General features: G+C 39.8%; 12 protein-coding genes. All 12 read left to right on the top strand.

Annotated features, from left to right (window positions below):
* Positions 1-100 precede the first annotated feature (100 nt).
* Positions 101-976 carry a YicC/YloC family endoribonuclease gene (locus AS180_RS01065; protein ID WP_025909044.1) on the top strand — a complete coding sequence of 292 codons (876 nt, stop codon included), beginning with the start codon at positions 101-103 and terminating at the stop codon, positions 974-976.
* A gap of 56 nt (positions 977-1,032) precedes the next feature.
* Positions 1,033-1,293, top strand: a complete 261-nt coding sequence (gene remA / locus AS180_RS01060; RefSeq protein ID WP_025909043.1) for an extracellular matrix/biofilm regulator RemA — start codon at positions 1,033-1,035, stop codon at positions 1,291-1,293.
* A gap of 13 nt (positions 1,294-1,306) precedes the next feature.
* Positions 1,307-1,921: a guanylate kinase gene (gmk, locus tag AS180_RS01055; RefSeq protein ID WP_025909042.1), complete on the top strand. Its 615-nt coding sequence runs from the start codon at positions 1,307-1,309 to the stop codon at positions 1,919-1,921.
* Positions 1,922-2,143: a DNA-directed RNA polymerase subunit omega gene (gene rpoZ / locus AS180_RS01050; RefSeq protein WP_025909041.1), complete on the top strand. Its 222-nt coding sequence runs from the start codon at positions 1,922-1,924 to the stop codon at positions 2,141-2,143.
* Positions 2,144-2,293: 150 nt separating this feature from the next.
* Complete coding sequence (gene coaBC, locus AS180_RS01045) at positions 2,294-3,511, top strand: bifunctional phosphopantothenoylcysteine decarboxylase/phosphopantothenate--cysteine ligase CoaBC (protein WP_062686224.1); 1,218 nt, start codon at positions 2,294-2,296, stop codon at positions 3,509-3,511.
* Positions 3,508-5,922 carry a primosomal protein N' gene (gene priA / locus AS180_RS01040; RefSeq protein WP_062686222.1) on the top strand — a complete coding sequence of 805 codons (2,415 nt, stop codon included), beginning with the start codon at positions 3,508-3,510 and terminating at the stop codon, positions 5,920-5,922. Before coaBC ends, priA begins: the two co-directional genes overlap by 4 nt.
* A 69-nt stretch (positions 5,923-5,991) precedes the next feature.
* Positions 5,992-6,465: a peptide deformylase gene (gene def, locus AS180_RS01035; protein WP_062686220.1), complete on the top strand. Its 474-nt coding sequence runs from the start codon at positions 5,992-5,994 to the stop codon at positions 6,463-6,465.
* Positions 6,466-6,474: 9 nt separating this feature from the next.
* The gene (fmt, locus tag AS180_RS01030) at positions 6,475-7,413 is read left to right on the top strand and encodes a methionyl-tRNA formyltransferase (RefSeq protein ID WP_062686218.1); all 939 of its coding nucleotides are present in this window, start codon (positions 6,475-6,477) and stop codon (positions 7,411-7,413) included.
* Positions 7,406-8,746, top strand: coding sequence for a 16S rRNA (cytosine(967)-C(5))-methyltransferase RsmB (rsmB, locus tag AS180_RS01025; RefSeq protein ID WP_025909036.1), 1,341 nt, complete (start codon positions 7,406-7,408; stop codon positions 8,744-8,746). The genes fmt and rsmB overlap by 8 nt, the downstream gene beginning before the upstream one ends.
* Positions 8,747-8,748: 2 nt before the next feature.
* Complete coding sequence (gene rlmN / locus AS180_RS01020) at positions 8,749-9,843, top strand: dual-specificity RNA methyltransferase RlmN (protein ID WP_062686216.1); 1,095 nt, start codon at positions 8,749-8,751, stop codon at positions 9,841-9,843.
* Positions 9,844-9,847: 4 nt separating this feature from the next.
* Positions 9,848-10,591, top strand: a complete 744-nt coding sequence (locus AS180_RS01015) for a Stp1/IreP family PP2C-type Ser/Thr phosphatase (protein WP_062686214.1) — start codon at positions 9,848-9,850, stop codon at positions 10,589-10,591.
* 5 nt (positions 10,592-10,596) lie between these two features.
* Positions 10,597-12,558, top strand: a complete 1,962-nt coding sequence (gene pknB / locus AS180_RS01010) for a Stk1 family PASTA domain-containing Ser/Thr kinase (RefSeq protein WP_062686212.1) — start codon at positions 10,597-10,599, stop codon at positions 12,556-12,558.
* Positions 12,559-12,564 lie beyond the last annotated feature (6 nt).

Below are 12,564 nucleotides of genomic sequence, written 5' to 3'. Positions count from 1 at the left end.
GCTTTTAATGAGTGAGGTACATTGCTTTTACTCTTTTTTTGAGTAACACTTTCTTTTATTTCTTTTTTTTTGTAAGATGTACATAGTGGATGTGATGATAATGATAAGAAGTATGACAGGTTTTGGCCGAGGACGAGCAGATAATGAGGTTCAAGCGGTAACGGTAGAAATGAAATCGGTAAATCATCGCTTTTGTGAAATTACTGTGCGAATGCCAAGGCAATTAATGGAAATTGAAGATAAAATAAAAAAAATCATTCAAACATACATAAAACGTGGTAGAGTAGAAGTATTTGTTACGATTTCAGGTGAAGGATTAGCTAAAAAGACGTTACAAACGGATTGGGAGTTGCTAGGTGAGTATATGAAAGCTTTCCAAGAAATTAGCGAGCGTCACCAGCTTTCCAAGTCTGTTGAAATTCAAGATATTCTGCATATGCCTGACGTAATGACGACTTCTGAAGAAGAAGTAGACCAAACATCAATTCACCAGCTGGTTTTTACAGCGGTTGAACAAGCAGTAGGTCAGCTGCTAACGATGCGTGAAAAAGAGGGGCAAGAATTATATCAAGATTTAGTTCAGCACCTCACCAACATCCAGCAGCTTCGCGACGAAGTAGAATCGCTTGCACCGACTGTTAGTGAGCAATATGAGGATCGCTTGAGAAAAAGATTAACCGACTATCTTGAAGGTACAATCGATGAACAGCGAGTGCTAGCAGAAGTGGCTATTTTCGCTGAAAAAGCAGACGTTAATGAAGAATTAACCCGTATTCACAGTCATCTTACTCAGTTCTTTCAAACAATTGATACAACCGATGTTATCGGGAGAAAGCTTGATTTTCTTGTGCAAGAGTTAAATCGAGAAATGAACACAATTGGAGCGAAAGCGAATAATGGTAAGATTGCTCAATGTGTCATCGATATGAAAACGCAGCTAGAGCGTTTGAAAGAACAAGTTCAAAATATTGAATAGTTACTAGTAGCCTTCAGAATAGACGGACACAATATGGATACAGTAGGGGGCTTTGTATGAGCGGTAAATTAATTAATGTTGGATTTGGAAATTTTATTTCTTCTAATCGCATCATTTCTGTCGTTCAGCCGGAATCAGCACCAATTAAACGAATTGTGCAAGAAGCGAAGGATCGCGGAAGTTTAATTGATGCCACGCAGGGAAGAAAAACCCGAGCTGTGATTGTAATGGACAGTAATCATATTATTTTAGCTCCTGTTCAACCGGAAACTGTAGCACAAAGACTTGTGAATAAAGAAGAATTAGTAGAAGGGTAGGGCGTATAAACCAATGATTGAAAGAGGTTTATTAATCGTTCTTTCCGGACCGTCAGGTGTTGGAAAAGGAACGGTAAGAAAAGCATTATTTGAACAAGAAGATATTAAACTTCAGTACTCTATTTCAGCAACAACGCGTCGTCCACGTGAAGGCGAAGTTGATGGTGTGGATTATTTCTTTAAAGAGCGCGAAGAATTTGAGCACATGATTGAAAATAAAAAGCTTCTAGAGTGGGCAGAGTACGTAGGGAACTACTACGGTACACCAATTGACTACGTCGAAGAAACGTTAGCTTCAGGGAAAGATGTCTTTTTAGAAATTGAGGTTCAAGGTGCTCTTCAAGTGAAAGAAGCATTTCCAGAAGGATTGTTTATTTTCTTAGCACCACCAAGCTTATCAGAGTTGAAGAGTCGTATTGTAAACCGCGGTACAGAAACAGAAGATTTAATTAACAACCGTATGCGTGTAGCAAAAGAAGAAATTGAGCTTATGGATGCATACGATTATGTAGTAGAAAATGACAAGGTAGAAAATGCATGTGCACGTATTCAAGCAATTGTCACGGCAGAGCATTGCCGCCGCGACCGTGTATCTGCACGCTATAAAAGAATGTTGGAGGTAGAATAAATGCTTTATCCGTCAATTGATTCATTAATGCAACGTTTAGATTCTAAATATACGCTAGTAACAGTAGCTGCAAAGCGCGCACGTCAACTTCAAATGCATAATGATACAACAATCCAAAGACCTGTATCTCATAAATTAGTAGGTTGTGCATTAGAAGAAATCAACTCAGAACAACTTACGTATACGCACGTACCTTCAAAAGATGAGAATGAAGAAAGATAATTGTTAAAATAACAACCTATTCGCAGTAGGTTGTTATTTTTTTCTGTTAGAAAGAGGGTTTGTCAAAATCAACTTCTATTCTTGAACATGTTATAATATGGACATTGTAAAGGTTGTTCAGTAGATAAAAAGATGGGAGTATGGGTAACGATGTTGAAAGGAAAACGAATTTTATTATGTGTTAGTGGTGGAATTGCTGTTTATAAGGCATCGGCTTTAACCAGTAAGTTAGTACAAGCAGGAGCCGAAGTGAAAGTCATTATGACAGATTCTGCTCGTGAGTTTGTTACGCCGTTAACATTTCAAGCACTTTCAAGAAATCCTGTATACACAGATACATTTGATGAAAAAGATCCGGCTGTTATTGCACATATTGACTTAGCAGATTGGCCAGATTTAATTCTTGTCGCACCTGCTACTGCTAATATGATAGGGAAATTAGCAAATGGAATTGCTGATGATATGATTTTAACTACTCTTCTTGCTGCCACAGCTCCAGTTTGGATTGCTCCAGCAATGAATGTTCATATGTACGATCATCCAGCTGTAAAAAAGAACATGCAAACATTAGCTTCATTTGGCTATCAGTTTGTGGAGCCTGGAGAGGGTTATTTAGCATGTGGTTATGTTGGGAAAGGAAGGTTAGAAGAACCTGAAACAATTGTTAGTCTTCTACAGTCTTATTTTTATGACCAAAAGCCACCTCAAGCCCTAAAAGGTACGAATGTTTTAGTTACAGCAGGGCCAACGGTTGAACGAGTGGATCCTGTACGTTTCTTTACTAATCGTTCGACTGGGAAAATGGGCTATGCTATCGCAGAAGAAGCAGCGAAGCAAGGAGCCAACGTAACGCTTATATCTGGGCCAACACAGCTGACGCCACCCGTTAACGTCAAAACAGTTCAAATCGAGAGTGCACAGCAGATGTTTGAAGCGGTGATGAAGCATTATACGGATATGGATGTTGTCATTAAATCCGCGGCAGTTGCTGACTATCGTCCAAAGCATGTTCATCAGCAAAAGATGAAGAAGCAGACGGGAGAGGCAGTACTAGAGTTGGAGCGCACTACTGACATTTTAAAAACGCTCGGAGATTATAAAGATTACAATCAGGTGCTCGTTGGATTTGCAGCAGAAACAGAACAGGTAGACTTATATGCTCAAAAGAAGCTCGAAAGCAAAAATCTAGATATGATTGTCGCTAACAACGTAACAAGTGAAGGTGCAGGTTTTGGAACAGATACGAATATCGTAAAATTTTATAAGCGAAACGGTGAGCAAAGGCAGCTTCCTCTTATGTCTAAATCATCTGTCGCTAAAGTTTTATTAGAAGAAGTGAAGCAGCTGCTAGAGAGTGTTCGACAATGAATTTTGCTAGCGTAATTGTTGACGTAGCAGCGAAGCAGACAGACCGAGCATTCGATTACTCGATTCCTCAACAGTGGAGAGAGATTCTTGTCCCAGGAATGCGGGTAATCGTTCCGTTTGGCCCGCGCAAGGTGCAGGGGTTTGTTGTAGACGTTAAATTAGAAACAGATGTAAAGCGAACGAAGCCAATCGCTGAGCTGCTTGATTTAACACCTGTGTTAACGCCTGAACTATTAGAGCTAGGTCATTGGCTCACTGAAAAAACGCTTTGCTTTAAAATATCTGCTTTTCAAGTAATGCTCCCTGCTGCGATGAAAGCAAAATATGACAAAAAGATATTGCTTCAACCAGGAGTAGAAAGTTCACAGCTTCACTCAAAGGTTCAGCCGTACTTTCAACATACTTCCGAAGTGATGTGGAGCGACATTGAGAAATCAGAGTCTGTAAATAGCTTTTATCGCGATATTCAAAAAGGACTCTTAGAAGTTGTATATTTAGTCAAAAGTAAAGGGAATAAAAAGACCGTGAAAGCTCTTCGTTTAGCTCAGCCGCCTGAACATGTCAAACAGCTGCTCCAAGAGTTGCCTAAACAAGCTGAAAAGCAAAAGCAAGTGCTTGAATTTATGCTTGTGCAAGAAGAAGTAGTAGCACAAAGAGACATTATGACTGTGCTTAACGTAACGAGTGCACCTATTAAAGGATTAGTTTCAAAAGGATTGCTTCACGAGGTTGATATGGAGATTTATCGAGACCCGTATGCCAATCGTGATTTTATTCCTTCAAAACCTTTTTCGTTAACAGATGAGCAATCGGCTGCTATCAAGCCAATCCTGCGCGATATTGAGAACCATGAACACGATGTTTTTCTCATGTATGGTGTAACTGGAAGCGGTAAAACGGAAGTGTATTTACAGTCAATTGATCAAGTGTTGAAACAGGGGAAAGAAGCAATTATGCTTGTTCCAGAAATATCACTAACGCCTCAAATGGTCAAAAGATTTAAAGAGCGATTCGGTTCGAAGGTAGCTGTGATGCATAGCGGTTTGTCGGCCGGTGAGAAATACGATGAGTGGCGTAAAATTCAGCGCAAAGAGGTATCCGTAGTCGTAGGGGCAAGGTCGGCTATCTTTGCTCCGTTTCAACATGTGGGCATCATCATCATTGATGAAGAGCATGAAACGAGCTATAAGCAAGAGGAGAATCCCAGGTATCACGCGCGCGATGTGGCAATTAAACGCGCAGAATTTCACAACTGTCCAGTAATTTTAGGAAGTGCAACCCCGACACTAGAGTCATTTGCACGTGCTCAAAAAGGGGTTTATAAACTTCTGCCACTACGCGAACGAATGAATAAATCAGCTCTTCCAAAAGTAGATATTGTAGATATGCGTGAAGAGCTCCGCGATGGAAACCGGTCAATGTTCTCTACGCTTCTTCTTGAAAAAATACGTGAGCGCCTTGAAAGACGAGAACAAATTGTATTGTTCTTAAATAAGAGAGGGCACTCATCTTTTGTTATGTGCCGTGACTGTGGATATGTTCCTTCGTGTCCGCACTGTGAAATTTCATTGACATATCACCGCTACCAAAACCGAATGAAATGTCATTACTGTGGCTATGAAGAGCTAACTCAAACGGCTTGTCCAGAGTGCGAAAGCGACCATATTCGCTTTTTTGGATCAGGGACGCAAAAGGTGGAAGAAGAGCTTGGAAAGGTGTTGCCTGAAGCGTCTGTCATTCGAATGGATGTTGACACAACAAGCCGAAAAGGGGCGCATGAAAAGCTCCTAACAAAGTTTGGAAATGGAGAAGCGCAGATTTTATTAGGTACGCAAATGATTGCTAAAGGTTTAGACTTTCCAAACGTAACGCTTGTTGGGGTGTTATCAGCAGATACGATGTTGAACCTTCCTGACTTTCGAGCTGCTGAAAAAACGTTTCAGCTCCTTACACAAGTAAGCGGAAGAGCGGGACGTCACCACTTGCCTGGTGAAGTCGTTATTCAAACCTATGCTCCTGAGCATTACAGCATTCAGTTAGCAAGTCAGCACGACTATGATACTTTTTATCTTGAGGAAATGAAGCTTAGACAAGCTCATCGTTATCCACCGTTCTTTTATTTGGCGTTGGTAACTGTCTCACATGAAAACGTGGCAAAAGTGGTGTCTGTGACTGGGAAAATATCGCAGTATTTAAGACAAAAGCTCTCTCCGCAAGCCGTTATTTTAGGACCTGTTGCCTCTCCAATTGCTAAGATAAAAGATAGATATCGATATCAATGCATGATAAAATACAAGCTGGAACCGAATATGATACCAGCTTTAAAATATGTAGTGAACCAGTACCAAGATCAAATGCAGCAGGAACAATTAACGATTACGATTGATTTACACCCTTATTCAATGATGTAAATCGACAACTAAAACGTTAAATGACTGCAGTTTTGGATATAAATAGAAAGAGTTGAAGGAGGGAGTAATTTGGCTAAATTAAAGCTAGTTTACCATCCCGATGAAGTATTAGAGACAAAGTGTGAACCTGTCACAGTGTTTGATAATAAATTAGCTAAGTTAATCAATGGCATGTATGGTTTAATGCTTGAAGCAGATGGAGTAGGACTTGCTGCTCCACAGGTTGGTGTATTACAGCAAGTAGCAGTGGTTGATATAGGAGATCGACACGGAAAAATTGAATTGGTTAACCCAGTCATTCTTGAAAAGCATGGTCAACAAACTGGTCCTGAAGGCTGCTTAAGTTTTCCGGGCCTTTTTGGTGACGTAACTCGCGCTGATTATGTGAAAGTACGAGCACATAATCGTCGTGGAAAAGTATTTGTAATGGAAGCAAAGGGTTTTTTAGCTCGTGCCATTCAGCATGAAATTGACCATTTACACGGGGTACTTTTTACTGAGAAAGTATCGCGTTATTATGAAGATGGAGAACTAGAAGGGTAGGAATTTAAAATGAAAGTTGTGTTTATGGGAACACCGGATTTTTCCGTACCGGTATTGCAGACTTTAATTAAAGATGGATATGAAGTAGTGGCCGTTGTAACACAGCCTGATCGTCCAAAAGGAAGAAAAAGAGTTATGACTCCACCACCAGTGAAAGTAGAGGCACAAAAGCATGGCATTCCAGTGCTGCAACCAGAAAAAATTCGTTTAGAAGAAGCGTACAGTGAAGTATTGGCATATAACCCTGACTTAATTGTAACGGCAGCGTTTGGACAAATTTTACCAACACAAATTTTAGAAGCGCCGAAATATGGCTGTATTAATGTCCATGCATCGTTGCTGCCTGAGCTTAGAGGAGGAGCACCGATTCATTATTCTATTTTACAAGGGAAGCCCAAAACTGGCGTAACGATTATGTATATGGTCGAAAAGCTAGATGCCGGTGATATTTTGACGAAAGTCGAAGTGCCTATTGAAGAAAAAGACCATGTTGGAACACTGCACGATAAACTAAGCGAAGCGGGAGCTAAATTATTATCTGAAACTATTCCAGCCCTCGTATCAGGTAATCTAACGCCAATAAAGCAGAACGAAGATGAAGCCACATTTGCGTTTAACATAAAGCGCGAACAAGAAAAAATTGATTGGACGCGAAGCGGTGAGGAAATTTATAACCACATCCGCGGTCTTCACCCTTGGCCAGTGGCATATACGACGCTAGATGGTCAAGTGATGAAAGTTTGGTGGGGAGAAAAAGTTGCTGCAGAAGGAGATCCGGGGAAGGTAGTATCCCTTGAAAAAGATGGATTTATCGTGGCGACAGGAAACCGTACAGGAATTAAAATTACAGAGCTTCAACCATCTGGGAAAAAGAGAATGGAAGCCGCGCAGTTCTTACGCGGGAATGGCATTGAAGTAGGAGCTGTGTTAGGAGCTCATAATGAGTAAATATAACGTTCGTGATATCGCGCTTGATATTTTACTTTCGATTGAAAAAAATCAGGCTTTCAGTAACTTGTTGTTAAATAAAAGTATTCAAAAGTACGGTGTTCAAGGGAAAGATGCCGGTCTCTTAACAGAGATTGTATATGGTACAATTCAAAGAAGAGATACGCTAGACTATAGTTTGGCTCCATTTTTAGCGAAAGCCAAAAAGCTTCAGCCTTGGGTCAAAGTATTGCTTCGTTTGTCTCTTTATCAGATGCTGCACTTAGATCGTGTACCTGATCGCGCAGTTATTCATGAAGCAGTAGAAATTGCTAAGAAGCGTGGCCATAAAGGAATTGCTTCGATGGTGAATGGTGTTTTACGTAATGTGCAACGAAACGGAGTTCCAAGCGTAGAAGAGATTAAAGATCCTATCGAGCGCTTATCGGTAGAAACGAGTCATCCTTTATGGTTGGTAAAACGGTGGGTGGAACAATATGGATTGGACAAAACGCGTGAAATTTGTTTAGCTAATCTAATGTCCCCTAAGCAAACGCTTCGCGTAAACACAGCGAGGTTCACTGTTTCTGAAGTAGTTGCTCAGCTTAAAGAAGAAGGTATTTCTGTAGAAAGCGGTGAGCTTGTTGAGGAAGCTTTAGAAGTTCAAAAAGGAAATGCTGCATATACAGATGCATTTAGAAAAGGGATGTTTACTGTACAGGACGAAAGTTCAATGCTTGTCGCTCATGCTCTTGGTGTCGAACAAGGAGAAATGATATTAGATAGCTGTGCAGCACCAGGTGGGAAATCAACTCATATCGGTGAAAAGCTTAACAATACGGGACAAGTCATTTCTTTAGATATTCATGATCATAAAGTCAAGTTAATTTCTGAGCAAGCAGAGCGCTTGCAGCTTACGAATGTTTCACCAACGGTGCAAGATAGTCGTAAGGTGGCAGAGCGCTTTGAAGCGGAAACGTTTGATCGCATTTTAGTCGATGCTCCGTGCTCAGGATTCGGGGTTATGCGAAGAAAGCCGGATTTAAAGTATGTTAAGACCGAGCGTGACGTTCAGCAATTGGCAAAAATCCAGCTTGATATTTTATCAGCTGTTGCGCCACTTTTAAAAAAGGGTGGGACGCTTGTATACAGTACATGTACGATTGATCGTGATGAAAATGGAGATGTAGTGGATGCATTTCTCGATAATCATGCAGAATTTATGGTAGACTCTACCTTGGCAGAACGCATGCCAGAAAAGCTTAAACAAAACGTTAAACATGGACAAATTCAACTGCTTCCAAGCGAGGAAAGCGATGGGTTTTATATTGCGTGTTTACAAAAGAAGGTGTAAAAATGGAAGGAACTGTTAGTGAAAGAACGAAAGATACAAAAGTGGAAAATAAAAAACCGTCAATTTACTCATTACAACTACATGAGTTAGAAGCATGGTTAGTATCTCAGGGAGAGAAAAAATTCCGTGGGAAACAGATTTTTGACTGGCTATATGTAAAGCGTGTAACTGAATTTGACGATATGTCAAATTTGTCAAAAGGACTGCGTGATAAGTTAAATGAAGCGTTTGTTTTAACTACGTTAAAAACAGCTGTTCAACAAACCTCTGCAGATGGAACAATGAAATTTTTATTTGAGCTTCACGATGGTTATACAATTGAAACAGTGCTTATGCGCCATGAGTACGGAAACTCAATCTGTGTAACAACACAAGTTGGCTGTCGCATTGGCTGTACGTTCTGTGCATCTACGCTTGGTGGATTAAAGCGTAACTTAGAAGCTGGCGAAATTGTTGCTCAAGTAGTGAAAGTACAAAAAGCGCTTGATGAACAAGGAGAACGCGTAAGTCATGTCGTAATTATGGGTATTGGTGAACCGTTTGATAACTACGATCAAATGATGGGCTTCTTAAAAATTATTAATCACGATAACGGTCTTAATATTGGTGCGCGTCATATTACGGTATCAACAAGTGGAATCATTCCTAAAATCTATAAATTTGCTGATGAGCAAATGCAAATTAATTTTGCCATTTCACTACATGCACCAAACAACGATATTCGTTCGAAATTGATGCCTATTAACCGTGCGTACAAGCTACCTGATTTAATGGAAGCAATTAAATACTATACAGACAAAACAGGTCGTCGTATCAGTTTTGAATATGGTTTGTTTGGTGGAGTAAATGACCAGGTGGAACATGCTGAAGAGTTAGCAGCGCTTATTAAAAACATTAAATGTCACGTGAATTTAATTCCTGTGAACTATGTTCCAGAGCGTGATTACGTTCGTACACCGCGTGAACAAATTTTTGAATTTGAAAGTACGTTGAAAAAACATGGTGTTAACGTAACAATTCGCCGTGAGCAAGGTCATGATATTGATGCAGCTTGTGGTCAATTGCGTGCGAAGGAGCGTAAAGAAGAGACGAGGTGATTGTATGGAAACTGTCTTTATGACAGACCGAGGGAGAATACGTCAACACAATGAAGATAACGGAGGGGTATTTTTGAATGCTCATGGCCAGGTGCTTGCAATTGTAGCAGATGGTATGGGAGGTCATCGCGCTGGAGATGTAGCCAGCGCGATGGCAGTTCAAAAATTGCAAGACGTCTGGACGAGTAGCTCAGTTATAAATGAACCGAATGATGCTACTATTTGGATACGTGAACAAGTGATGAATGTAAATGAAGCTATTCATCAACATGCAAGTAAACATGAAGAATGTAAAGGAATGGGCACAACCATCGTATTAGCTATTTGCACATCCGAATTTTGTACAATTGGTAATATTGGAGATAGCCGGGGCTATTTATTCAGTGAAGATGGTTTTAGGCAAATTACAGAAGACCATTCCCTTGTCAATGAGCTGGTGAAAAACGGTCAAATTTCACGAGAAGATGCGGAACATCATCCTCGCAAAAATATTTTATTACGTGCATTAGGTACTGAAGAAAAAGTAGATCTTGATGTAAAAACAGTTGAAGTTGAATCAACAGATTTATTATTATTGTGTTCAGATGGACTTTCCAATAAAATAAGCGAAGAGAAGCTCCAAGACATTTTACAACCTGGAACGTCCCTAAACGAAACAGGTACACACTTAATTACATTAGCTAATGAATTAGGTGGAGAAGATAATATTACACTCGCAATTGTGGACTTTACATCTGAAAGTGGGTGAGAACGTTGCTAATCGGGAGACGGCTAAACGACCGTTATAAAATTCTACATGTCATTGGTGGAGGTGGCATGGCCAACGTTTATTTAGCACGTGATATGATTTTAGATCGCGACGTGGCAATTAAAGTTCTGCGGCTAGATTTTGCTAATGACGATGCTTTTATTAAGCGTTTCCACCGTGAGGCACAATCTGCAACAAGCATTGCTCATCCAAATATTGTGAGTATTTATGATGTTGGAGAAGAAGAGGACATCTACTATATTGTAATGGAATATGTCCCTGGAATGACCTTAAAGCAATATATTTTACAAGAGTCACCGTTATCTTTAGAGAAAGCGATACATATTATGACTCAAATTACATCCGCAATTGCTCATGCTCATCAATATGGAATTATTCACCGAGATATTAAACCACAAAATATTCTAATTGACCATGATGATACGGCAAAAGTAACGGACTTTGGAATTGCCGTGGCTTTAAGCTCAACAACTATTACACATACAAACTCTGTATTAGGGTCTGTTCATTATCTATCTCCAGAACAAGCAAGAGGAGGTCTAGCGAATAAAAAGTCCGATATTTATTCATTAGGCGTTGTTTTATTTGAATTGTTAACTGGGCGAGTACCATTCTCGGGAGAGTCTGCTGTTTCCATTGCACTAAAGCACTTACAAACGGAAACACCCTCACCAAGGAAATGGAATCCTTCTATCCCACAAAGCGTAGAAAACGTTGTATTGAAAGCAACAACAAAAGACCCTTTTTATCGCTATAATACGGTAGAAGAATTTGAAGAAGATTTACGCTCTGCTATTCATCCCACTCGACACAATGAACAAAAGTTTATTGTACCAGATGATGATGAAGTAACAAAAGCAATTCCAATTATAAAAGATGAGCCGTATGGTCATGAATTGGAAAAGACGGCTGTTCGTAAACCTTCTAATACACATCAAAATGAAGTAGAATCTAAGAAAAAGCCTAGAAAGAAAAGTAAAGTTATTTTAACGCTTGCACTCATTTTTTTATTGTTAGCGGCAGCGAGCGTCGCTGCTGTGACTTTTATTCCTTCTTTACTATTGCCTAAGGATATTACGGTACCTGATTTACATAATGAAGACTATGAGTCAGCCGTGACTGAGCTTGTATCATTAGGGTTTAATGTGAAAGATCCAAAGGATATAGCTGATGACGAAGTACAAGAAGGAGATGTCGTTAAAACATTACCTAAAGCGGGAAATGTGGTAAAAGAAGGTACAGCTGTTATTATCTATCGAAGTACTGGGAAAGCAAAAGTAGCGTTTGATCGCTTTAATGGCCGAGATGTAAGTGAAGTTCAAAAGCTGCTTGAAAGTCAGAATTATAGTGAAGTGCGAACAATTGAAATCGACAGTGAGGAGCCCAAAGGAACAATATTAGATCAAAGTCCAAAAGAAGGTGAAGAGGTTGTTCCAGAAAGCACGGCCGTTACGTTATGGATAAGCAAAGGACCTCCGGAAATTAAAGTGAAGGATTTCTCAGGATGGACGGAAAAAAGCGTTCGAGATTATGTAGCAGAAGAAGAATTTGAAATTGCAGTAGAAAACGAATATTCTGATACTGTTGAAAAAGGTTTGGTTATTTCTCAAACCCCGAAAGCTGGTTCGGTTATTAAAAAAGGTGATAAGCTAACGTTTAAAGTTTCCTTAGGGAAGGAAGAAGTACCTCCTCAAACTGTCAATGTACAAGTAACAATTCCCTATGAGGAAAAGAATAGTGAAGGAAAAAATCCTGAGCAAAAAGTAGAGATTTACGTAGAAGATGCAGATAATACAATGTCTGTGCCTATTAAAGAACTAACAATTACAGAAACGGTTACTGAATCATTCGATGTGTTAGTGAAAGAAGGCGAGCCAGCCAAGTACAAAGTAGTTCGAGATGGTCAAGTAATTGAAGAAAAAGCTGTAGAATATCCAGAAGAATGATAGGAG

The sequence above is a fragment of the Priestia veravalensis genome, assembly GCF_001457055.1.
In the GTDB taxonomy this organism is placed as follows: domain Bacteria; phylum Bacillota; class Bacilli; order Bacillales; family Bacillaceae_H; genus Priestia; species Priestia flexa.
This window is presented reverse-complemented; position numbering and strand designations above follow the sequence as displayed.

What these genes read in the sequence shown, in the direction of transcription:
- AS180_RS01065 (WP_025909044.1), top strand. Translation starts at nt 101, where the DNA reads ATGATAAGAAGTATGACAGGTTTTGGCCGAGGACGAGCAGATAATGAG.
- remA (WP_025909043.1), top strand. Translation starts at nt 1,033, where the DNA reads ATGAGCGGTAAATTAATTAATGTTGGATTTGGAAATTTTATTTCTTCT.
- gmk (WP_025909042.1), top strand. Translation starts at nt 1,307, where the DNA reads ATGATTGAAAGAGGTTTATTAATCGTTCTTTCCGGACCGTCAGGTGTT.
- rpoZ (WP_025909041.1), top strand. Translation starts at nt 1,922, where the DNA reads ATGCTTTATCCGTCAATTGATTCATTAATGCAACGTTTAGATTCTAAA.
- coaBC (WP_062686224.1), top strand. Translation starts at nt 2,294, where the DNA reads ATGTTGAAAGGAAAACGAATTTTATTATGTGTTAGTGGTGGAATTGCT.
- priA (WP_062686222.1), top strand. Translation starts at nt 3,508, where the DNA reads ATGAATTTTGCTAGCGTAATTGTTGACGTAGCAGCGAAGCAGACAGAC.
- fmt (WP_062686218.1), top strand. Translation starts at nt 6,475, where the DNA reads ATGAAAGTTGTGTTTATGGGAACACCGGATTTTTCCGTACCGGTATTG.
- rsmB (WP_025909036.1), top strand. Translation starts at nt 7,406, where the DNA reads ATGAGTAAATATAACGTTCGTGATATCGCGCTTGATATTTTACTTTCG.
- rlmN (WP_062686216.1), top strand. Translation starts at nt 8,749, where the DNA reads ATGGAAGGAACTGTTAGTGAAAGAACGAAAGATACAAAAGTGGAAAAT.
- AS180_RS01015 (WP_062686214.1), top strand. Translation starts at nt 9,848, where the DNA reads ATGGAAACTGTCTTTATGACAGACCGAGGGAGAATACGTCAACACAAT.